Origin of the sequence: Enterococcus sp. AZ089 (assembly GCF_050547225.1) — a bacterium.
In the GTDB taxonomy this organism is placed as follows: Bacteria; Bacillota; Bacilli; order Lactobacillales; family Enterococcaceae; genus Enterococcus_D; species Enterococcus_D entomosocium.
Genome location: NZ_CP172954.1, coordinates 621,615 through 645,101 on the forward strand (window position 1 = coordinate 621,615; position 23,487 = coordinate 645,101).

The 23,487-nt window shown below is 41.2% G+C and carries 19 protein-coding genes; 16 read left to right on the plus strand and 3 right to left on the minus strand.

What is annotated here, in order from left to right; translation table 11 throughout:
- The first annotated feature begins 50 nt into the window (after window positions 1-50).
- Window positions 51-1,709 (plus strand): glycoside hydrolase family 43 protein, encoded by a 1,659-nt coding sequence (locus tag IGJ01_RS02885; protein WP_144330644.1) that lies wholly within the window; start codon window positions 51-53, stop codon window positions 1,707-1,709.
- A gap of 17 nt (window positions 1,710-1,726) precedes the next feature.
- Window positions 1,727-3,151 (plus strand): PTS mannitol transporter subunit IICB, encoded by a 1,425-nt coding sequence (locus tag IGJ01_RS02890; protein ID WP_144330645.1) that lies wholly within the window; start codon window positions 1,727-1,729, stop codon window positions 3,149-3,151.
- Window positions 3,152-3,350: 199 nt separating this feature from the next.
- Here the strand turns inward: IGJ01_RS02890 and IGJ01_RS02895 are convergent, their stop codons facing one another.
- Window positions 3,351-3,926, minus strand: a complete 576-nt coding sequence (locus IGJ01_RS02895; RefSeq protein WP_005232006.1) for a recombinase family protein — start codon at window positions 3,924-3,926, stop codon at window positions 3,351-3,353.
- 180 nt (window positions 3,927-4,106) lie between these two features.
- Here IGJ01_RS02895 and IGJ01_RS02900 point away from each other — a divergent pair, with 180 nt between their 5' ends.
- On the plus strand, window positions 4,107-5,597 hold the full coding sequence (locus IGJ01_RS02900) for a helix-turn-helix domain-containing protein (RefSeq protein WP_016611298.1): 1,491 nt from the start codon (window positions 4,107-4,109) through the stop codon (window positions 5,595-5,597).
- Between the two features lie 196 nt (window positions 5,598-5,793).
- On the opposite strand, the gene IGJ01_RS02905 is transcribed toward IGJ01_RS02900, so the two are convergent.
- On the minus strand, window positions 5,794-5,997 hold the full coding sequence (locus tag IGJ01_RS02905) for a hypothetical protein (protein ID WP_005232004.1): 204 nt from the start codon (window positions 5,995-5,997) through the stop codon (window positions 5,794-5,796).
- 660 nt (window positions 5,998-6,657) lie between these two features.
- On the opposite strand from IGJ01_RS02905, the gene IGJ01_RS02910 reads away from it, so the two are divergent.
- The 13 genes from IGJ01_RS02910 (at window position 6,658) to IGJ01_RS02970 (ending at window position 21,633) form a co-directional block, all read left to right on the plus strand.
- A complete protein-coding gene (locus tag IGJ01_RS02910) occupies window positions 6,658-10,266 on the plus strand; it encodes an immunoglobulin-like domain-containing protein (RefSeq protein WP_275626343.1) in 3,609 nt (1,202 codons plus the stop codon).
- A 76-nt stretch (window positions 10,267-10,342) separates the two neighbouring features.
- Window positions 10,343-10,837 (plus strand): hypothetical protein, encoded by a 495-nt coding sequence (locus IGJ01_RS02915; protein WP_008377972.1) that lies wholly within the window; start codon window positions 10,343-10,345, stop codon window positions 10,835-10,837.
- Window positions 10,834-12,087 carry a nucleotide sugar dehydrogenase gene (locus IGJ01_RS02920; protein ID WP_016611295.1) on the plus strand — a complete coding sequence of 418 codons (1,254 nt, stop codon included), beginning with the start codon at window positions 10,834-10,836 and terminating at the stop codon, window positions 12,085-12,087. Before IGJ01_RS02915 ends, IGJ01_RS02920 begins: the two co-directional genes overlap by 4 nt.
- Window positions 12,088-12,127: 40 nt before the next feature.
- Window positions 12,128-12,862: a YveK family protein gene (locus tag IGJ01_RS02925; protein ID WP_008377977.1), complete on the plus strand. Its 735-nt coding sequence runs from the start codon at window positions 12,128-12,130 to the stop codon at window positions 12,860-12,862.
- Complete coding sequence (locus tag IGJ01_RS02930; RefSeq protein ID WP_430601385.1) at window positions 12,862-13,503, plus strand: CpsD/CapB family tyrosine-protein kinase; 642 nt, start codon at window positions 12,862-12,864, stop codon at window positions 13,501-13,503. Before IGJ01_RS02925 ends, IGJ01_RS02930 begins: the two co-directional genes overlap by 1 nt.
- 13 nt (window positions 13,504-13,516) lie before the next feature.
- Window positions 13,517-14,164, plus strand: coding sequence for a sugar transferase (locus IGJ01_RS02935; protein ID WP_086333018.1), 648 nt, complete (start codon window positions 13,517-13,519; stop codon window positions 14,162-14,164).
- Entirely contained in the window at window positions 14,164-14,910 is a 747-nt protein-coding gene (locus IGJ01_RS02940) for a WecB/TagA/CpsF family glycosyltransferase (RefSeq protein ID WP_008377984.1), read from the plus strand. The genes IGJ01_RS02935 and IGJ01_RS02940 overlap by 1 nt, the downstream gene beginning before the upstream one ends.
- Window positions 14,907-16,160, plus strand: coding sequence for an O-antigen ligase family protein (locus IGJ01_RS02945; RefSeq protein ID WP_430601386.1), 1,254 nt, complete (start codon window positions 14,907-14,909; stop codon window positions 16,158-16,160). The genes IGJ01_RS02940 and IGJ01_RS02945 overlap by 4 nt, the downstream gene beginning before the upstream one ends.
- Window positions 16,161-16,168: 8 nt before the next feature.
- Complete coding sequence (locus tag IGJ01_RS02950) at window positions 16,169-17,584, plus strand: lipopolysaccharide biosynthesis protein (RefSeq protein ID WP_086316896.1); 1,416 nt, start codon at window positions 16,169-16,171, stop codon at window positions 17,582-17,584.
- A complete protein-coding gene (locus IGJ01_RS02955) occupies window positions 17,581-18,612 on the plus strand; it encodes a glycosyltransferase family 4 protein (protein WP_086333021.1) in 1,032 nt (343 codons plus the stop codon). The genes IGJ01_RS02950 and IGJ01_RS02955 overlap by 4 nt, the downstream gene beginning before the upstream one ends.
- Window positions 18,613-18,644: 32 nt before the next feature.
- Complete coding sequence (wecB, locus tag IGJ01_RS02960; RefSeq protein ID WP_217809920.1) at window positions 18,645-19,742, plus strand: non-hydrolyzing UDP-N-acetylglucosamine 2-epimerase; 1,098 nt, start codon at window positions 18,645-18,647, stop codon at window positions 19,740-19,742.
- 14 nt (window positions 19,743-19,756) lie between these two features.
- Window positions 19,757-21,217: a helix-turn-helix domain-containing protein gene (locus IGJ01_RS02965; RefSeq protein ID WP_086316899.1), complete on the plus strand. Its 1,461-nt coding sequence runs from the start codon at window positions 19,757-19,759 to the stop codon at window positions 21,215-21,217.
- Between the two features lie 53 nt (window positions 21,218-21,270).
- Window positions 21,271-21,633: a DUF7006 family protein gene (locus IGJ01_RS02970; protein ID WP_008377996.1), complete on the plus strand. Its 363-nt coding sequence runs from the start codon at window positions 21,271-21,273 to the stop codon at window positions 21,631-21,633.
- Window positions 21,634-21,760: 127 nt separating this feature from the next.
- Here IGJ01_RS02970 and IGJ01_RS02975 read toward each other — a convergent pair whose 3' ends face one another.
- Entirely contained in the window at window positions 21,761-23,248 is a 1,488-nt protein-coding gene (locus IGJ01_RS02975; RefSeq protein WP_086316900.1) for a helix-turn-helix domain-containing protein, read from the minus strand.
- Window positions 23,249-23,487: the final 239 nt, after the last annotated feature.

The window sequence follows — 23,487 nt, forward strand, 5'->3', positions numbered from 1 at the left end:
AAAACCATTTCTAAATTTATTAATAAAAGTATACTTTAGATAGGAACTGAATGAAAGTGGTTTCAAAAAAAGGGGATGATTTTATGATTCAAAATCCAATATTAAAAGGCTTTAACCCAGATCCATCAATTTGTAAAAGGGGGGATACTTATTATATTGCCACATCGACATTCGAGTGGTTTCCCGGTGTACAGATATACGAGTCGAAAGATTTAAAGAACTGGCGTTTACTTGTTCGTCCGTTAAATAGAATAAGTCAGCTGGATATGGTTGGTGTTCCAGATAGTGGTGGCGTCTGGGCTCCTTGTTTGACATACGCAGACGGAAAATTTTGGTTGGTGTATTCAATTATGCGTGAACACCGTGCCTTTAAAGATGTCCGCAACTATTTAGTAACCGCTGATGATATAGAAGGTCCATGGAGTGAACCAATCTTTCTAAATGCGAGTGGTTTTGATCCGTCGCTTTTCCACGATAATGACGGGAAAAAGTATCTATTGAATATGATCTATGATTTTAGAAATGATCATCCTTGGAATTACGGAATCGCTATTCAGGAATTTGATGAGGGAAAAGAACAATTGGTAGGAAAACCAGAAATTATTTTTAAAGGAACCCATTTAGAGAAAACAGAGGGGCCACATATTTATTTTATCAATGGTTATTATTATCTTTTCACAGCGGAGGGAGGATCCCAGTGGGGGCATTCAGTTACTGTGGCCCGCTCGAAATCATTGTATGGACCGTATGAAGTACACCCTGATAATCCTATCCTGACCGCTTGGTATTCTCCCGAAAATGATTTGCAAAAAACGGGACATGCGTCATTAATTAAAACGGATAGTGAGGAATGGTATATCGCATACTTAGCAAGCCGTCCAATTAAACGAAAAGGAAAAGGCTTATTTGAAGAAAGAGGATTTTGTACCTTAGGGCGTGAATCGGCATTAGCAAAAATTGAATGGACACCAGACGATTGGCCGATCGTGACTGGTGGAAAAGTTGCGCAAAAGTATGTACCCAAACCAAACTTACCAGAGTGCCCTTGGTCCAGCAAACCTAAAAAGAATTATTTCGCTTCGGGGATTCCTTCTGAGTTTCAAACCCTAAGAATTCCGTTTAGCCAAAAAATAGGGCAGATAACAAAGAAAGGATTGATTTTATACGGACAGGAATCCTTGTATTCAGTTTTCGAACAATCCTTACTTGCCCGTAGATTTGAATCTGTAAATTTTATAGCTGAAACGGCGGTTGATTTTTCCCCTTCGTATTTTCAACAAAGTGCTGGTTTGGTCTGTTACTACAACAGTAAGAATTGGACCTCACTACAGGTAACGGCTAACGAGCAATTAGGGAAAGTTTTGACAATTTTAAAATGTGAAGGAGCAAAACTTAGTTGGCCCTTGAGAGTTCCGATCGTTTTAACTGAAGAAGGGAATGTGTATCTGAGAGTTAAGGTCAATGCTCGTTTTTATCAGTTTTTTTATTCATTGGATGGGAAGAATTGGAAAGAACTTTCTTTCATTTTTGATACTTACAAACTTTCAGATGATTACATTACAAAACCATTCTTGGGACCTACAGGAAGTGCGTTTACGGGTGCTTTTGTAGGCGTTCACTGCAATGATTTAACAGGGATGAGGCAAGAAGCTGCTTTTGAATATTTTAGTTATCAAGATATAGAGGAAGACGAAGTCACTAAAAATTAAGGATAGAGGAGAAGAAGATGAATAGGACAAATATGGTGTCAAGTGCTGGGATCCGGGTAAAACTTCAAAAAATGGGCTCATTTTTAAGCGGTATGATCATGCCGAACATATTAGCTTTTATAGCTTGGGGACTATTAGCGGCATTATTTATTCCCACGGGTTGGCTTCCTAATGAAAAATTTAATGAAATCGTGCCACCTACGCTAAACTATTTGCTACCATTGCTAGTAGCATATACAGGTGGGAAACAAGTGTATGGTACTCGAGGGGCAGTAGTAGCCTCAATGGTGACTATGGGGTTGATCGTAGGTGCTGATGTTACGATGTTTTTAGGCGCAATGATAGTAGGACCGAGTGCTGCCTGGGGGATGAAAAAAATCGATTCCCTTTATGAAGAAAAGGTAAAAACTGGGTTTGAAATGCTTGTTAAAAACTTTAGTGGGGGCATTTATGCTGCTATTTTGACAATTATTGGCTATGTATTAGTAGGTCCAATATTCAATACATTGAACTATATGATGACTGATGCAGTCAATGTACTCGTTGAAAACCATCTTTTGCCCTTAGTAAGCATCTTTATGGAGCCAGCAAAAGTCTTGTTTTTGAACAATGCCATTAACTTTGGTGTTTTTGCACCAATCGGTTTAGAGCAAGTAGCTGAAAATGGTCGTTCCATGATGTTTGCAATTGATAATCCAGGTGTTGGGCTAGGTATTTTGTTATCATATATGGTTTTTGGAAAAGGAACAGCTAAGAAAACCGCTCCTGGGGCCATCGTTATCCATTTTTTTGGAGGAATAGCAGAAATTTTCTTTCCTTATGTACTGATGAATCCGTTATTGCTGATTCCAGCTATATTAGGAGGAATGAGTGGCGTTGCAACACTAATGATTACTGGAGCAGGAATGATTTCCCCAGCTTCGCCCGGCTCTATCTTTGCCTTCATGGCTGTGACTCCTCGGGGGAGCCACTTTGGTATTTTATTAGCAATCACTGTTGCAACTGCGGTCACATTTATTGGTGCTTCCCTTGTTCATAAATTAACAAATCGAACGTCGGATAAGAACAATGAAGAATTTCTCCTAGCAGAAGAAAAGACCAAGGAAATGAAGCGAAAAGGGAAAATTAGCAAAGATTTTTCAATTAAAAAAATTATATTTGCTTGTGATGCAGGAATGGGCTCTTCAGCAATGGGGGCAGCGATTGTTAGAAAAAAAGTTCAAGAACTCGGTTATGATATTGAGGTTACAAATGTTGCTATTCGTGATTTATCAGCAGATGAAACGTCATTAGTGATTACTCAAAAAGAGCTTCAAGAAAGAGCAAAAAAAGCTGCACCGTCTGCGCATTTTCAGTCAGTAGATGAGTTTTTGAATAGCGAGCGATACGATGAGATTCTCGCTGATTTAAGACAATCATCATCTTTGGACAAGCTAGTGTGAAAGTTAATGATCATAACGATAAATATTACTATCAATTAACAATTTTCGTTCCAAATAAAGGAAAGAACAATAAATAATCGAAAAAATTACAGGAAGAGTTAGGATATAGTTCTCTTCCTGTGATTTTTTGCTACTCGTATTTACATAATTTTCCTGATCTACCCTGATTTGAACTAAAAATCTAGAAGAACCTATTCGTTCAAGAAACGATCTCCTCTTTTTCCAGACTAAGATAACGATAAAAAGTTGATCGTTTTAACCCTGTTTGGGCACAGATATCCACAACAGCTTTTCCTTCTTTTTGATAAAGGTTCAATGCGTGTTGAATCAGTCCAGGATCGATTCGTGGGCGACCACCGATATTTCCTCTAGCACGAGCGGATTCTAAGCCTTCTTTGGTCCGTTCGACGATGATGTCTCGTTCGAATTGGCTAAAGGCTTGGAAAACAGTCATCATCAATTTCCCTTGTGGGGTTTGCGTATCAAAATTTTCTTTGATACTGATAAGCTTTACTCCTTTTTTTTCAAAAAAGTAGACAAGATCAATGAGATCTTTGGTACTTCTTCCTAGTCGCGAGAAACTTTCAATGATGATTTTATCGTTTTCTTTCACTCGTTTTTTTAATTTATTTAATTCAGGACGATTCGCACGAACACCACTGATCTTTTCCGTATAAATTTTATTGCACTCATACCGGTCAAGTAAATCTAACTGACGCGAGAGATCCTGTTGTCTTGTGGAGACACGTGCGTACCCATAAACCATATTTGTCATACGAATTCCTCCAGTTGCACAAAAATAAGTCTACATAGAGAATACCTTGTTTGTTCACTTAAGTACACATTCAAGAAGCTTCTTAATGTGAATTTGGGAAATAGGAAGGTTTTTTTATGCACCTAAATATTGTACTATAGTAAAGACACTAGTCGGTGAGGAAGAAACACGGAGGGGAAAATGAGAGAATTGCAGTTAAATTTTATGCTAAATAAGACGACCGTTCGCTGGCTTCAAATGTTAAATACTTTTGAGCGAGAACGGACTTGTTCCATCGCAAGTTTAGCAAACAAACTTGATGTGACCCAACGGACGATCAGCTCGGATATCAAAGAATTGAAAACCTATTTACAAGAGGCAGCCGAATTTTCGCTTGTAGCCAATGGCTATCATTTTAGGGAAACGAATCCGAAAAAATACTTGTCCCAAAAAAAGGAGCTTGTTGCAGAAGAAGGAATGTATCAAATCGTGGAAGCCATTTTCCACGGTGAATTCTGTTCGGTTGAAGAGTGGGCGCAGCGCTTGTATGTATCAGAAAGTACGATGCGTCGTTATTTGAATACTGCTTCTGTGACGTTGCGAAAGTATCATGTGGAGTGGATCTTGCAACCGGTTAATTTGAGTGGCTCCGAAGCCAATATTCGCAAGTTCTTTAAAGATTTTTATTATGAATCAGATGTCACCCCTCATACGCTATTGCCCCCCAAAGAACTGATTGCACTAGTCAGTGATGTCTTCTCAGAAATGCCCGCAGAGCTGGTGAATACAGGCGTTTCTCCGAGTGATTTTTATTATAGCTTGTATATTGCGATCAAGCGTTACCAATTGGGAAAGACGGTTCAGATTCCTCAATCGTTGGCAAAAATCATCGAAACCCATGAGGCATTTGCCGTAATGAATGACTTAGCACCTAAAATCGAAGCGCTATACCGAGTAAGACTGCCGCAACAAGAAATTATGTGGCTTTATTTAGTGACCGTGATGAAACGGACTTTGACCGAGCCTGAAAAAGAGCAGCAATTCGTTGCATCGTTTGGACTGTATCCTGAACTCGAAGAACTGAGTCAGCGCTTCGTTCAAGAATGGGGCATTTCCTTTCAAGAGCCCCAACGGGTCAAGACGATGATCCACGCCTTTTTCCTGTCAAAGAAAATCAATGAGCAACTGGCGCCCGTTTTAAATCACTTGCTAACAGAAGTAAAAAATGAAGCGCAGAAGCATCGTTCTGCCGCTTATCAAAGGAATCTGGCATTTATGAAGCAGCACCAAGCGATTCTTGGGATCAAGCAGGAGTATCTGGTAGATATTTGTGCGGCACTGACCCTTTACAGTGAAGCAATCAGGGAGCTCTATGCTCAAAAAGTCAGACGGATCGCATTGATAATAGAAGGTGATCTCTATGCCTGTCACACGATTCGTGCGCGCTTTTTGCGTTATGTCGGCAATGATCATCTGGTATTTTTTCCAAAAATCAATGAATTGACGACCGATTATTTGAAGGGAAATGCCATTGATCTTGTGGTTACAAATTATAGTGAATATTTATCAGAGTTCATCTTATCGACTGATTATCTTTTGCTCAAAGCAATCCCCGATCATCAAGATTGGCAAAGAGTGATTGAAAAAATCGATCCTCAGTTAGGGCAAGCGTTAAACGCTCCCACAGCCTAATATACGTGTTGAAAAAGAGCATGACGAGGACATGTGTGGATAAATTAAAAGGAAAAGCCGCAACCGTTGCGATCAACGGTTGCGGCTTTTATTCGTTCATCTAATAAAAAAGGGAGTTATCTGAAAATAGGCCCACTGTTCCTGAATACCAAAAGATTGGGTTATTTTGGTGAAAGAACAGCCTACGTTGAAACAGTTAGTTGGCATTTACTAGTTTATCAAAAATTGCTTCAAAGGTTTTGAACGTATCACTATCTAACTGACAAAGCCATAAAAGGTAGCTTTTTTCTTTGAATGTCCATTCGATCGAAGGGTAAGAGGCAATCAAGGCATGGTATTTCTCTCGTTGTTCACTGGTAGCTAATAACCACCGCTTCTCAAAAATCTTTTTCTCTTCCATTTTTATCTATCCCCCATAAAGAAACGTTGCCTGAAACTTCACTAACGGGCAACGTAAATCTAATGATATGCAGATCTATGTTTAGTATACCAAAGAAAAATGAATTTTTTTAGAAGATGTGTAAAATTACATACAATTTCTTTTATTTTGCTTTTTTTGGGACCTTTTTTGAAGAAAAGAAGCGTTCTGTTGAAAGGAACTGTTGTTAAAAATGTTTGTGATAATACTAAGAATTAGTAGGCAGAAACCTTGTATCCATCGTATTGAGTCAAGTGGTTACAGGTAATAACAAAAATGGACGATCCTTTTTAAATGATAAGGAATCGTCTTTTTTTATAACACTTTTTTTTGCACAAACTTTTAAAATGCCTTATTTAAAAAGAAAATGAAAATCAATTTATTCATACAGGTTTGCAAATCTTGATTTATCGATTGATGATCAACCATGGTAAATTTAATCTCGTTAAAAACGATAAAATTTCGTCAAAAAAGCATTATTTTATAGCTCTAATTTAGGTTTTTAGAGAGTTTGTATCGAATAGGTTGTTCCGATAAGAGCTATAACTGATTTTTTTCGAGGGAGTAAGAAAGGGTGACTGATAAAAACGTGAAATGAATCTTTAAAGTACAAGAGAAAGAATAGAGAAAAAGGAGTTACTTATGAATAACAAATTTAGTAAAAAAGTCACAGGTTTATTGTTGATTAGTCATTTAACTTTATCGGCGTTGCCAATAAATGCGATGGCGACAGAAAAAACTGATAATTCTTCAGGAGTGACACAAGAGAGAATAGAAGCTCCAAATTTATTATCAGATAGTGAAGCAACTCAAAGCACAGAAAATGACCATACAGCAACCAATGAGCAAGCAGTTCAGGAAACAGAGGGTTCTCCTACTGAAAGTGAAGAAGCTCAAACAGAAGTTTCTACTGAGAACTCTTCAGAAAATAATGAAGTCGCAGAAAATGATGAACAAGCGGATGCACCAAATGAAGAAACCTCAGAAAGTAATTCTAACGAATCATCAGAAGACGCTGCTGAAACCCGTTCAACAAGGGCAAGTGTCCAAGTAACATCTGATGCTGAATTACGGACAGCGTTAGCCAATGCGACGGTTACACAAATCAGCTTAGCCAATAACATCACGATGACCAGTAGTGTGACATGGACAGGGACGACCAAAACGATTGAAGGTAATGGTCATACGTTAACCTTCGGGAATAATGTTCGGTTGTATGGAAATACGGTAAATCAAGGATTAAGTATCAGAAATGTGAGAATCGTGGCTCATGCAACAAATACGATCTATCAAAATAGAACGTCCAGTGTTTCCTTCACAAACGTTACTCATGAAAATAGTCATGCAACGGGGCGCTTACTCTATTTAGCCGCTAGCAATTCTTCAGCTAATTTCTTTGGCGAAAACCGATTAAATGCAGGTTCCTTGATTTGGGCTACTTCGAATGTCCGAATGAATATCGGCAGTGGTGCTTCTGTAGTTGCAAATAACAATGGAACAGCTCGTGCGATTTATCTTGCAAGTGGTGGTCGAATTGATTTAGGTGAAGGCAGTTTATTAGACGTTACTCAAAACAATCCTTCAAATACAGCAAAAGCAGTCTTGATCGAAGGAAGTGCCTCAAGCGTAGTAGTTAATTCGAATGCAACGTTTAAGATCACAAGTGCGCCAAATACGCAAAAAACACAAGAAGCATTGGGGTTGCGAGGTGCTTTGACCGTATTATCTGGGGGAACACTGGATGTCGTGGGAAGAAGCACGTATTCAACGGTAAACGTTGGACAATCAAGCACTTTCCACGAAGGATCAAATGTTCGAATCCAAAACAATCATACGAATGGAACCGCAATTGGGTCCTATCCAGGAACAACGAACTACACGATCCACTCATCGACAGGAATGCAAACTTGGAGAAGATCAGCTGATTTTTCAGGAGAGCCCAGCTTTAATTATCCAGAGTTTAGACAAGGTTCTTTCTCACTAAATACTTATACGAACAAACAAGTTACTTCGCGAATTGAATCCAATGACTCAATCTTCAACGCAACATTCAATAGTTCTCAAATCGGAAAAATCGCTTTTGGTGACTTTGTGGATAGCGCAACGATTCAACAAACGACCATTGACGACTTAACCACAAGCTCAACGCACATTACGGGGCGAGCTGAGCCAAATGCCGATTTAGCAGTCACTATTGAAGGACAAGGAAGTTTAACGGGACGCGTTGCAAGTGATGGAACTTATCAATTTGCGATTCCGAACGCACCATTAGCAGTTGGAACAAAAGTGACTGTTACCGCAACGTCCAATGGTATTCAATCGGTTGCAGAAACAGTTGTAGAGGATAGTGAAAAAGAAACGATTGCCGAAACAACGATTTCCGAGCTAAATACTGACTCCACAAGTGTGACGGGAACGGCTGAGCCGAATGCTGAGATTACGATCAAAGCCGGTGACACGATCATTGCGAATGGACGAGTGGGTAGTGATGGCATCTATGCATTGACGATTGAGAAACAACAAGCTGGTACGGTAGTTACCGCCCAAGCAACCTTAAATGGCATTTCATCAAATATTGCAGAAACCATGGTTGATCGAGCAACGATCGCCGAAACAACATTGAATGAGGTGACAACCACATCCACTACCGTTAGCGGAACAGCCGAACCAGATGCACATGTGGAAATTACTATAGGCGATTCTGAAACGAAAAATGCCACTGTTGACAGTGATGGCAATTTTGAAGTAGAGATTGATCAACAAGCAGCGGGAACAATTATTACTGCTCAAGCAAGCATCGATGGATTGCAATCAAATATTGCTTCAACGATCGTTGTCACTGATCCAGCAAACACTGAAGGCACGATTACACCAGCAAGCTACAATGTTTCTTCGGCCGATCAGTTCCTGAGAGGGTCGTATACCGGTGATGTTGTATCTGCCCGTGTGTATGTAAATGGATCATCCGTTCGTGGTGGGAATTTTGCTGATGGTTCGTTTGAATTCTTTATCGGCAATCGCATCCAATCCGTAGATGATGTCGTAGAAATCGAAGCCTTGGATCAATATGGCAAAGTACTTGATCGGACAACCGTTGAATTAACTAGAGATTTGGCTGGTTCGATCACACCGGATCAATACCGTGTTGGCGAAACAATGATTACAGGGACCTTTACGGGTGATGTCAATTTTGCACGTTTAGTGATCAATGGCACGCCTTCTAATGCATGGGGTGGTACCTTCAATGCCGATGGCACCTTCTCGTTTTATGTAGCGAATCTTGGAATCAAAGCGGGCGATAAAGTTGAGATCCAAGCGTTGAACCGCCAAATTAACGGTAACACGGAAGCCATCGAAGTGCTAGAAACCAAAGAAGTAACAGTGATTGATCAACTTCAAGGGACGATCACACCGGATCAATACAGTTACACCGATACCATGATTACGGGAACCTTTACGGGAGATATCAATTTTGCCAACTTAGTGATTGATGGACAGTCAGTAGGGAACTGGGGTGGCACATTCAATAAAGAAACTGGCCGCTTTGAATTCTTTGTTCACGCACAATTTAGAGAACAGATCAGAACGGCAACGAAAGTAGAATTGCAAACCTACCATCGTGAAACAGTCGATGGACAAACGATTGATCATAAGCTGGTGTTGCAGCCGATAGAAATCGTCAAAGCAGCAGGCACGATTCAACCAGCAGCCTTCAAAGTGACAGAGAGTGAAATTACTGGAACCTTTACAGGAGATGTGAATTTCGCCAACTTGATCGTTGATGGACGTTCAATTTCATGGGGAGGCACCTTTAACACCGCAAACCAGACGTTTACTTACTTTGTCAATCAAACGACCCGCGACTTGATTCGCGATGCGGAAACAGTTGAATTGGTTGCTTACCATCGGGAGGTTGTTAGTGGCCGTCCGGTAGACACCGAATTGGATCGCAGTGTAGTCACTATCGACAAAGAATTTGTTGGCACAATTACGCCAAACCCTTACACATTAGGTGATCGAATCGTTACGGGAACCTATACAGGAGATGACATCAACTTTGGTCGACTTGAAATTGATGGCATGATCCTGTGGGTGAGCGGTTTTGCGGATGGTACCTTTACCGCCTACTTGAACCAAGAACAAGCCAACAGTGTGACAAAAGACAGCCAGATGACGATCTATGCATTGCATCGCTTTGCTGACTTAAGTACACGAGAGATTGCACAAGCAACCGTTTCAATCACAGAATAAGAAACAGAAACTACGAGAGCCCCTTGTACCTTGCCTGTTGCAAGGGGCTCTTCATTGATAGAAAGAGAGAAAGCAAATGAACATGAAGAAAAAAATCGTTAGCCTCTTTAGCCTTGCCCTCATGGGGAGTTTTTTAGCGGCTTGCTCGACGGATGACCAAGCAAAGACGGATACTACCCAAGGCAGCGAACCAATCGAACAAATCACGGATCAAAGCAATGCCGAGCCGCAATCGATCATTGGTGGATTAAAGATCATCATCGACAAACAAGAAATCAATCAAAAGAAAACAGAAGATGGGGAACAAGTATTACATACATTTACCATCACAGCAGAAAATATGGGATCAGTTGCCGCTGGATTAGGTTCGATTGATTTTCTTTTAGAAACTGAAGAGGGAGAATTTCTTGAACTTGATCATACCATGGCGATGTTTGGCAATGAGATCGCTGTAGGTGAAACCATCACTGGACAAGTTTCCTTTGCTTTAGAAGAAGGACAAGTGGCGAAAAAACTGATTTATAAACCCGGTGAAGAACAATTAGCAGAATGGGATGTTAAGAGCGAATGAAGGTAAACGTTATTGGATTGGGGTATATCGGGCTACCCACAGCACTTACTTTTGCAAACCATGGGATTGAAGTCGTTGGGGTTGATGTGTCAGAAACAGTCGTTCAATCACTTCAAGCAGGTCAGGCACCAATCGAAGAACCCGACATTGATCGCTATCTAGCACAAGCTTTAGCGAAAAAGACATTCAAGGCACAGTTGGTACCAGAAAAAGCGGATGTCTTTATTATTGCCGTACCAACGCCAAATATCGCCGATCAATTTGGTAGTTGCGACTTGTCCTACGTGAAAGCGGCGATGGCTGCTATCTTACCCTATCTTGAAAAAGGCAACACAGTCATTGTTGAATCGACCATTCAACCCCGCACGATGGAAGACATCGTTGGACCCTTTTTTGAAAAAGCAGGTTATACCATTGGAGAAGATCTCTATTTGTTGCATTGCCCAGAGCGAGTTTTGCCAGGGAAAATCTTTGAAGAGCTGGTGATGAACAATCGAATCATTGGTGGCATGACGAGCGCTTGCACCCAACAAGGCAAACGCATTTATCAGACCTTCGTCAAAGGAAACGTGCTGGAGACTTCTGCAAGTATCGCTGAGCTATCGAAATTGATGGAAAACACCTATCGCGACTTGAACATTGCACTAGCCAATGAATTGGTCCAAATTGGGGATCGCCTAAACATTGATGCACTCCAAGTGATTGAGTTAGCCAATCAGCATCCACGGGTCAATATCCATCAACCGGGACCTGGTGTCGGCGGTCATTGCTTAGCAGTCGATCCGTATTTTGTTGTCGCGGCAGCACCTGATGACGCGAAGTTAATTCAATTGGGGCGGATGATCAATACAGAGATGCCTGAATTCATTATAAAAAAAGTCGAAGAAATCTTAGCGATTCATGGTGGAAACAAAATCGCGGTCCTAGGGTTGGCGTATAAGGGCAACATTGACGATGCCAGAGAAAGTCCGGCTGTTGAGATCGCCAAAAGATTGAAACAAAAGAAAGCTCTGCAAGTCACTACCTATGATCCTTATGTCGCCACTTCTGATGTTGCACAAATTGAAGCAGCACTAACAGACAGTGATCTGGCATTGATCCTCTGTGACCATGATGCCTTTAAAGACATAGCGCCGGCAGCCATTCAAGCGATGAAACAAAAAATCGTTTTTGACACGAAAAATATTGTGACAGGTAAAACGAGGTTCGAGGCTGCCTATTCTCTTGGGTCATTACCAAGCGCCCAGTAAATGGTTTGATTGCTATTTCTGTTATTGAAAGGGAAAACCAATGAATAAAGAAATAAATATGAAAAAATTGAAGCAAGTCCTTCAGCAACGAATAGGCTGGATCCTCATGATCATTAGTATTCCCTTACTAGCGATGTTGCTTTATCTAACCCTGTTTGCTGAACCCATTTATCAAAAAAGTGCACAGTTGCTGATTAGTCAGTCAGAAACGATAGCTGGCAATCGTCTGGAAAACCAGACGATTCAGGCAGACCTTCAGCTCGTCAGTACCTATAGCACCATCATCATGAGTCCTCGCATCTTAAATGAAGTCAGTGAGGCGCTAGAGGGAAGCTACGATGTGGCTGAATTGTCGGAGATTTTGAGTGTTACCAATGCCACCAACTCGCAGATCATCGAAATCAACGCTTACCATCAAAGTCCGAAGATCGCAGCCGAAATCGCCAATACGACCGCCAGCGTTTTTAGTGAAGAGATCCCTAAGATCATGAACATTGATAATGTCACGATCTTAGCAGAAGGAACCGTTTTGCCACAAGAAACGCCTGCTCGTCCAAACAAGTTTTTGTTGTACAGTTTGACCACTTTTTTAAGTCTTCTTTTCGCTTTTACGTATGTGTTCCTCCTGTTGGTTTTTGAGCGCAGCTTTGCTTCGAATACGGAAATCGAAGAGGTCTTAGGGGTAAAAGTCATCGGTGAGATAAGCAAAGAAAAACGAGTTGCTTCGTTTAAAACCATCCAGTCGAGAAGCTTTAGAGGAAGGAAGCGTGTGTGATGCGTAGCATGAAGGAAAATTATTCCATCATCAGTGAACAAGTCAAGTTGATTCGCGAAAATGTCGACTATTTATGCCAACAACAAAATGCTCAAACGATTTTGATTACTTCAGGAGAAAGCGGTACGGGAAAATCCACGGTCTCGGCAAATTTGGCGGTCGCCTATGCCCAAAAAGGGAACCGAACCTTATTGATCGATGCGGATCTGCGTAAACCCACCCAACATTATTTGTTTTCACAAGAAATGCACGTGGGCTTGTCCAACTATATCCGACGGGACATCTCGATCGAAAGCTGTGTCCAACAAGTGATTTTAGAAGATTGCGAATTTTCAATCATTACTAGCGGAGCCATTATGTCAAACCCTAATGATCTGCTCGCTTCTTCGAAAATGACCGCAGCCTTGCAAGAGGTCAAACAACTATACGATGTGGTCATTATTGATACGCCACCAGTCAATGTCGTTTCGGATGCCTTGATCCTAGCCAAGAAAGTCGACGGTGTACTTTTAGTCGTTCATGCGGATAAAACGAACAAACAATCCGCAAAAAATGCCGTCAAAAAGCTACGCCTAGTTAACGCAAACATCTTAGGTGTCGTGGCGAATGGCACGGACACGGGCGAAAATTACTATTATTAAGGAGGGGAACTTTGTGGAAAGACCCGCTTTAGACAAGCAGTCAAGGGTTCAAGCGACTAGTTATTTACGTTGGAAACGCACGATAGAAACTATCTTTAGCTTGGGCTTATTAGTCGTCCTTAGCCCGCTGTTACTGCTGATTTGTATAGGGATCAAATTTTCTAACTGGCAGGCACCGATTATTTTTAAGCAAGTTCGTGTTGGCAAAAATGAGGCCACGTTTGTGATGTACAAATTTCGAACGATGGTGCCTGATGCCGATCAATTATTAGGGCAGTACCTTGATAAAAACGAAATTGAAGGGGCCATGTTCAAGCTGAAGAAAGATCCGCGAGTGACGCGCTTAGGCCGTTTTTTAAGAAAAACGAGTCTTGATGAACTGCCCCAATTGATCAATGTCTTGAAAGGGGAGATGGCACTGGTCGGCCCCCGTCCTCCTTTAGAAAGAGAAGTCGTCAGTTATTCAGAAAAAGACAAGCAACGATTGTGTGTCACACCCGGGTGCACAGGGTTGTGGCAAGTCAGTGGACGAAACGAATTGAGCTTTCAAGAGATGGTCGCATTGGATCTCTATTACATCAATAACCTGAGCTGGTTATTGGACTTGAAAATAATTATGAAAACGATTGGCGTTGTTTTCTTACCCAAAGGAGCATTCTAATGGAGCAACAAGTACGTGTATCACTTTTAGGCAGCAATCTCGATTCCTTAAACTTTCAGGAAACCATTACTAAGATCGAGGCAATGATCGAACAGGGGATGCCCGCACAGCATGTTTCAATTAACGCGGGAAAAATAAACTTGATGCGAAAAGATCCCTCGTTGCGATCGATCGTCAATCGGGCAGCTTTGATCACGGCTGATGGGCAGTCGATTGTCTGGGCAGCGAAATATTTAGGGTGCCCGGTACCAGAAAGGGTAACAGGCATCGATCTTTTTCGCGAGCTGGTCAAATTGGCAGCAGAAAAAGGCTGGCGTCCTTATTATTTAGGAGCAACTGCCGAAGTCGTAGAAGCCGTCGTCAAACATGACCAACAGCTCTATCCCGACCTGAACATAGCGGGTTTTCACCATGGCTATTTTTCCGAAGTCGAATCATTGGACGTGGCAAAAGAGATTGCACGGACGCAACCAGACTTGCTGTTTGTCGCTTTTTCTAGCCCGCAAAAAGAGATTTGGCTCGATACATTCAGCGAAGTGTTGCAAGTGCCATTTGCGATGGGCGTTGGCGGCAGCTTTGATATCGTCGCAGGCAAAACCAAACGAGCGCCTTTGTGGATGCAGCGGGCAGGTTTGGAATGGTTTTATCGCTTTGCGCAAGAGCCAGTCAGGATGTTTGATCGCTATATCATAGGAAATTTACGCTTTTTACAGTATGTGTGGGGAGAAAAAAGAAGAAACGCATGAAATCAAAACAGCAAAGCCATCACCGCTTCTTCCTGGGGATTGTGGCCATTTTTCCGATAATCGACGTCTTAAACGGCTTATTTCTAAGTCTGGCCATTCCTTTTCCCATTGGCGTGTTCTACCGTTTGCTGTTCTTTTTGTTCTTAGTGATTATGATCGTGACAGAAAAGATTCCCCATAGCTACTATACATATTTAACGTATGGGTTTATCGCTGTGACGCTTACGATTTTTCTGTTACAAGCACTTTTTCTAGGGTACAGCTGGCAGTGGGTGATCGAGGATCTATCGGTGTATATCAAATACCTCTTATGGGTACTGATTCCTTATTATGTCTATCAACGAAAAAACGACTTCTCCAAACTGCACTACGACAGCTTATTTATTGTTATCAGTGTCTGCTTCACCTTGGGGCTACTGATTCCTTATTTTTTAGGGCTAGGCTACCAAACTTATGACAATTCTGATGCTGGGTATAAAGGCTATTTCTTTGCCAATAATGATACGAGCTTTGCCTTTATTGTTTCAATCACCTTTACAGTCCAGGCACTAATTGTTTCGATCAAAGAACAGACCCATAAGTTTTCACTGTTTTTGGCTAGTTTATTCGCTGGAAATTTCGTCTGTTTGGTCTTGGTCGGTACGAAAACCGGCGTGTTTTATGGTGTCGGTGTGTTGTTCTATCTTTTAATCCGATTGGTGCTAGGCATTGAACGTAAAGCATTTCTGCAACAATTGTTTATCTGGTTTATGAGTTTTATTACGATTGCTTGGCTGCTTATTCAAGGACTACCATTGCTGATCCAAGCCGTCGAAGGAACCTATCTTCGCATGGTGTATTTTTATCATCTTTTCGACGGGGACTTGATCCGGCTATTTTCTAGTTCAAGAAGTGATTTTTTGATTGGTGGGATGAACGCCTTCTTAAATGATGAGGCCCGACACTTTATCATGATCTTTGGCCAAGGCTTTGAATACCGTTTGGCACACTTTGGTCGTCTTGGCTTAATTGAAATGGACTTCTTCGACACCCTTTTCGGGCAAGGCCTACTGGGAATAGCGTTATTGCTGCTAATGCTCGCCTATTTTGTCTATTTGGCCTTTCAGCCACGAAAACGATCGGTTTATAGTTTTGCCTTGATCGTGGTGCTTTTTTATAGTTTTTTTGCCGGGCATGTTTTGTATTCGGCATTGTCTTCCACCTTTTTAGGATTGATTTGTGGAGGCATTATTTTAACAGAGAAAGAGTGAACAACTGATTGAAAAAATTACTTTTGAGGCTGGGCTTTTTCTCCCTCGGTTCGTTAGGTTCGGCGGTCTTAAACTTGGTGCTTTTGCCCGTAACGACCAGCTTTTTGACACCCGAAGAATATGGGAAGACCAGTATGTTTTTCCTTGCACAGACCTTTTTGATATACGTGATCTATCTCGGCTTCGACCAAGCCTTTACGAGGGAATACCATGACCACGAAAACAAACGCGAGTTATTGCGACAAGCGATGCTCGTCCCGTTGCTCGGTTCATTTTTCTTTCAGCTGATCCTAGTGGTTTTTGCGGTAGATTTTTCGCAGCTTTTATTTGAATCTCCACAGTACACCCGTGCGATTTATTTATTTGCTCTTTCGTCGGGACTGCTGATTTTTGAACGGTTTCTTTTGTTAACGGTTCGAATGCAAAACAAAGCGATCCAGTTCTCCGTTTACAGTATTTTGGTGAAATTCATGGTCTTGTTCATCACGTTGCTGTTTCTCTTTTTTGGTCCGCCGACGTTTATTACGGTGGTCTATGGCATGCTCTTCGGTCAGATTATCGGTGATTGTCTGTTGATTCTGGCAAACCTGGCGCTTTTTATGCCGCTCATTCGCCAAATCGATCGCAACCTGATCAAAAAGCTGAGTCGTTTTGGCTTGCCGACGGTGGTGGGAACGTTCCTCTATAGCCTGTTAATGATTATCGACAAAATGATGCTGCGCTATTTTGCTGATTTTGCCGCTTTGGGCATCTACACGGCTGCATTCAAAGTGGCAAGTGCCTTGATGATTCTACAAGTTAGTTTTGCCAATTTTTGGATTCCCACCTCCTATGAATGGTTCAAAAAAGGCAAACCATTGATTTATTACGAACGAGTCAGTCACTTTATCATGTTCGTCTTGTCGATTTTCTTTTTACTGATGGTCTTTTTCAAAGAAACGATCGTCATCTTATTGTCGCAAGACTACTTAGAGGCCCAGTACTTGTTTCCCTTGTTATGTTTTTATCCCTTGATGATGACGATCAGTGAAACGACCAATCTCGGGATCGTTTTTTATAAGAAAAGTCATTTGAATATTGCTGCCTCTTTGCTGGCGGTCTTATCCGCATCCCTTGGTCATCTCCTACTCGTACCGACAATTGGCGCCACAGGAGCGGCTTGTGCTACGGCATTAGGGTACTTGGTCTTCTTTTTTGCCCGTACATATTTTTCGATGACCTATTGGCAGGGGTTCTCAGTCAAACGCCAAATCAGCCTTTCGATCATGCTGTATTGCTTTGCGCTGTTTACGGCATTCAATCGGACTCTTTGGCTGGAAAAGAGCCTCGTTTTGCTGCTGATGCTCTTCGTCGTTGTTCTTTATCGCAAGGAACTAAAGCAGGTAACTAGATTTGTACAAGAAAGGAAAATCAACAAAGCATGAATATCTTACTTATCGGTCCAGATCCAGCAGCAAAAGGGGGGATCGCAACGGTCATTTATAATTTCCAAAAAGCAAAAGCGCCAGAGGACGTGCGTTTCGTCGTCCATAAGACTTGGTCGGAAAAAGGAAAATATTGGACGCAGCTCAAAGCGTTTCTTACGTTTCGTCGGCACATCAAAAAAGAAAGGTGCCAGATCCTTCATTTCCACGTTGCGCAAAAGGGCAGTTTCTATCGCAAGAGTTTGCTGTTGTTGCTAGCACCAAAACATTGCAAGACGATTTTTCATATGCATGCTTCGCAATTTGACCAGTTTTATCAAAACAGTCCTTCGTGGGCAAAGTGGTGGGTCCGTTTTACCTTAGCTCGGGTGGATCAGCTCGTAGTGCTAAGTAGTAGCTGGTCAGCATTTTACCAAACGATTACCGATACCTCAATCGAGGTCTTGCCAAATGCCGTAGCGGTGCCGGAGGAATCCTTTTATGACCCCACCGCAAAATGGATCATCACTCTTGGCAGGATCGGGCAAAGAAAAGGCAGTTTTGATCTGTTGGCAGTTGCAAAAGCAATGGCTGTTTCCTTTCCCGAGATTCGCTTTATGTTATTTGGCGATCAAGAAAATCAACAGGTTGCCCAACAGCTCCAAGAAGAGGCTCTCACCAATGTGTTCTTAAATGAGTGGGTAGCAACCGATGCGTTACCAGCTGTTTTTCGTAAGGCAGCCATCCATTTTCTCCCTTCTTATCACGAAGGCTTGCCGATGGCGATCTTAGAAACCATGGCGGCAGGTATCCCCAATGTAACGACGAAGGTTGGGGGAATCCCAGAGTTGATCCAATCGGGTGAAAACGGCTACCTAGTAGCTGCCGGTGATATTCAAGCAATGATCGAGACGTTGAGCGGTCTGTTAGCTAACGAGGAAGAACGAATCAAAAGCAGCCAACAAGCCAGAGCAACGATTGAGCAACAGTATGCCTTAACGTCGTATATGAAGCGCTGGCAGAAGATTTACAAAAAGCAACTTGATTAATGCTCAAATTGCTGAAAAAAAGGAGAAGTACGATGCAAAAAATAAAGGTATTATCTATTTTTGGTACACGACCAGAAGCCATCAAGATGGCACCGGTCATAAAAAAACTAGCAAATGATCCACGCTTCCTATCAAAGATCGTCGTGACAGGGCAGCATCGAGAAATGCTTGAGCAAACATTAGCGGCGTTTGAGCTGACCCCTGATTACGACTTGGCTATCATGCGAGAAAATCAAACCTTGTCTAGTATCACCAGTCGTATTTTAGAAGGACTCGAAGGTATTTTTCAATCAGAAGAACCAGACGTAGTGTTGGTCCATGGCGATACGACGACGGCAGTGGCAGCTGCGCTGGCCGCTTTTTATCAGCAGATCTTGATTGGTCATGTGGAGGCTGGGCTACGAACAGGTAACAAGAATGATCCGTTTCCAGAAGAAATGAATCGCCGGTTGATTGATCAACTAGCAGATTTTCTCTTTGCACCGACGGATCAAAGTCAGGTTAATCTGTTAAAGGAAAACCACCCACACGACCGCATCGTAGTTACTGGCAATACGTCTATTGATGCTTTGTACCATACGTTGGCACAAAAAAAAGACCGAAAACCAATTAGTGAGAAAAAAATCCTTTTAGTTACGATGCACCGGCGAGAAAACATTGGGCAACCCATGGAACAAGTGTTTCGTGCACTAAAACGCATCGCTGTTGCTTATCCCGCACTGACGATCGTCTTTCCGATGCATAAAAACCCTCGTGTCCGTGCACTAGCCAAGCGCTATTTAGAAGGGCAGCAAAATATCGAGCTGATCGAACCATTGGATGCCCCTGCATTCTATCAGTTACTGGCAGACAGCTACCTTGTTTTGACCGATTCAGGAGGGATTCAAGAAGAAGCACCCTCCTTGGGGATTCCTGTCTTGATCGTACGTGAAACGACGGAACGCCCAGAAGGGGTGGCAGCAGGGACTTTGAAACTGATTGGTACCCATGAGGAGCATGTGTATTCAGAAATCGTTCATTTATTGTCTGATGAGGCAGCATACAAACAGATGGCGCAAGCCAAAAATCCCTATGGAGATGGACAAGCCAGTGAGCGGATCGTGGCTGAATTAAAAAGTTATTTCGAGTAGAGGAAGGCGAACCTATGAGACAATTCCAATCATCTTTTGTCATTAGTAAAACGACGCTAAGGTGGCTACATTTGCTAGAACATATGGAGCACGCTTCTCATACACCGATCCGTGGGTTGTCAAAAGTGATCAAAAGCTCTAGCCGAACCATCATTGAAGATTTACAAAACATTAAAGAGTATTTCGAAGATGCTATCGAAATGGAAACGTCAAATAGTGGCTATCAGCTACAAGTCATCGATACAGAAAGCTACTTAGAAAAAAAACGGAATTTGATCAGTAACGAGCCGTTGTTTCGCATCTTTGAGAGCATTTTTTTAGGGGAAATATTGACCATCAATGAGTGGTCAGACATTTTGTTTATTTCCCCTGCCACGTTGATGCGGTATTTTCGAAAGATCGACCCAATTTTAGCACAGTACCAACTGACATTAAACAAAACCACCGTTGATCTTACTGGTGAGGAAGTCAATATTCGCCATTTTTTTCTGAACTTTTATTATGAATCCGATAGTACGCCGCATACCGTATTTCCGCCGTTGATCATTCATGAGATCGGTTTAAACTTGAAAAAAGAAGAATTCGATAGCAATTTCTCTAATCTTGCCTTTGAGGAAATCAGTTACATGCTTTATATCATTTTAGAGCGAACCTCTCATGGCCATTACGTCACGATCGATCCAGCCATCGTCAAGCAGTTTCGTAAAGAGTATTATCTTGAGCTGAAAAAATTAAAGACGATGCTATCGAACCATTTGCAAACGACGATCGCCGAAAAAGAAATCATCTACTTTTATGCGTTATCGATGGGAAAACGGACGGTGTTTGATATTGATATGGAAAGGGACTTTTGCAACAAGTTAGGCAAAGACTCGCAGATCCTGCAACTAACCCAACGTTATCTAAAGGAGGCAGGCGTACCGCCGTATGCGCTGGAATATAGTACGGTTTTGATCCAGTCTTTTTTTGCGACGATCTTACTAAAAAATAAACTTTCACCGGTCTTGAACAAAGTGATTCCCGATTTGATCTCATTTGTAAAAAAACATTTTCCAGAGGAAATGGCACAAAACACAGCGTTCTTACAAAAACAATTCAAACAAGTGAAGTGTCTGTCTTTAGACATGATCGTAGATATCAGCGCAGTGTTTACCATTCATATGGACTGTGTGAAAGAATTGTACTGGGGGAAGCCTAAAAAAATTGCGTTCCTGTTAGAAGGGAATCAATTTATCTCGCAACGAATTCAGGTCACTGCTCGTAAGTATCTAGGCAGTTATCAGAAACTCTTTTTTCCGAATGTATTAGATATCAATCCCGGCTATTTTGAGGCGAACCAATTTGATATCGTCGTCACAAATTATAATGAGCATATGTCGAATTTTTCTTGTTCTGGCGTGTATTTATTGTTCAATAAAATCCCGAACTCAACCGATTGGCGCAGACTCATGTCATTGATCGACTTTAAACTTTAACAATGGTCCAGGTGCAAAATAATTCTCAGATGAAAGATAGGAATGATGCAATCATGATGAAAAAAGGACATATGACACCAGAAGCCTATTTAAAAAATTACAGCGAACTTTGTTACTTGCAGGAATTTCCCTTAATCAAACAAGTATGTACAGAGTTGCAAACACGATTCAAAGAAATTTGCTATACCGAGTACGATAATGTGCTACAACAAATGGCGGATTTGCTAGAAATCGATGCCCAACTGCAAATGTTTTTAGATTTTTTCCGACACGACTTTTTTAAAGAAATCGAATTAGCAGAAGAAGAGATCGTCGAAATGATCAAAAAAGACAAAAATGTCTATTACAGACAAATGGCAGGGATCGGCACAAACCAGAAAGCGCCCCATGGCTTGATTTATCTCAGCGAGAAATGAACACTGTGATCGCTGAGATAAATCAGAGTGTCAACCACTCGTTGGGTAAGAATGGTTTTTATAAAATAACACTTCGAAATGCTTTGTGACCGTAATGATTCCACAAGATAGTGTCTAGCAAGTTGACTTACGCATTGTCCAACACAACCAGACGCAAGATCCGTGGATTGATTTGATTAAGTAATCGATTCCAATCTGTCGCATCTGGAAAAGATTTTAGAAGAACGCATTCTACTTCCAGTAAGTATTCTGTCGTATACTCCGAATAATTGGTGACTAATAGATCAATTTGCTTTTCTTTTAAATAGGTTGGAGAGAGTTCACTGGCATTAGGATAATACAATGTATGGAAGCGACCCAAATATTTTCGCACGATACTTTCGGCATATTCACAAACATATTCGTTTCCTTCAAAAATCACGGCGATCGTCCGTTGTGATCCCCAATTTTCTTCTTTGATCGCTTCCATATGAATCGTTAAGCTGGCACAGAAATCGTCAAGATAGGAGGATGAATACAGCTTTTTGACTAGCTTGTGTTTTGCCAAAAATGCATAGTTTCTCTTATATTCGTAGGAAAACTTCTCTTTGACGAATTGCGTAAGATCGTCAATATTGACATTCATGATGGGCGAGAGCATATCGCGTATTTTCACAATCGTAAAAAATGATTCTAACCAGTGTAAATCTTTTTGTTCATCATAGGAATTGCCTTGATTTAGGGCATAGAAATCTTTTGTCACTTGTTTGATCTCAGGCCAGCGATTATACATTCGGCAAAATTCTTCGATCGAGGGATGATTGATTTTTCGGCGACAGATGAGACAAAGCAACAAATAAATGATTTCGTCCTCTGGCAGATGGTAATGAAAATAGGAATAAAGGATCTCTCTTAACGTATCTGGAGCAATCAATGAATGATAAGCATAAAAGATGTCCTTTAGTTCAGGTGAAAGTTCGACCTGTAACCCTTTCTTGCTGCGTTCCAGTGTAATGTAGAGAATATAGGAAAAGTAAGAAAAGGTAGAAGCCGGTTGCTTTTTTGAATGCAAAAGATTGGTGATCTCAATGACAGCATCTTGGACATCCAGCGATGGGAAGATAGTATTGACATTGATATCTGACTCATAATAAAACAGACAAAAAAAGCGGCGAATATCGATTTCGGAACCTATCAATGTGACAGGGTTTGTTGATAGACGAAGTTTGAAGGGCTTTAATAATTCGTTCATTTTTTTTAAGTAACTGAGCAATGCTTGTTCCGAAAGATTAAGGGTCAAGCTCCAATCCAGAGCAGATTGTAATTCATCAAAAAAAATACTCTCCAAAATCATAAAAAATGGCTCGTCTTTAACTAAATTTTGTTTTTGTTTGATATACCCCTCGGGATCAAGTTCTTCAAATAAATACCCAAACTTAGAGGAATAGATTTCGATCGCGTCATTAAAATAGTCGCGAATCATGGCAATATCCGCAATGATCGTACGGGTACTGCTTTTTGTTACTTCTGATAAATCGCCCAATGTTGCAGATGGATTCTTCTCAAATTCATTTAATAATTGCAATCGTCGGATTAAAGAACGATTTTTGATAAATTTTAGCTGAAAATTTTTCATAGTTGCCCCCGTTGAATTTAAAAAAGAATTAAACACATTATAAACAATTGGTTAAAAAACTTCAATTTTTATGTTTAATTTTATTATATTTGACTAAATATCCCATTTTTATTATTCTGGTGGATGTAAACGTTTGAAACTAATTGATACAATGTAGGTTTTTTCACCGACAGGTGAAAATTGCTATTTTTTTTTAAGGATATTTGACGCTATAGTGAGACCATAGTCCGATGCTTAGG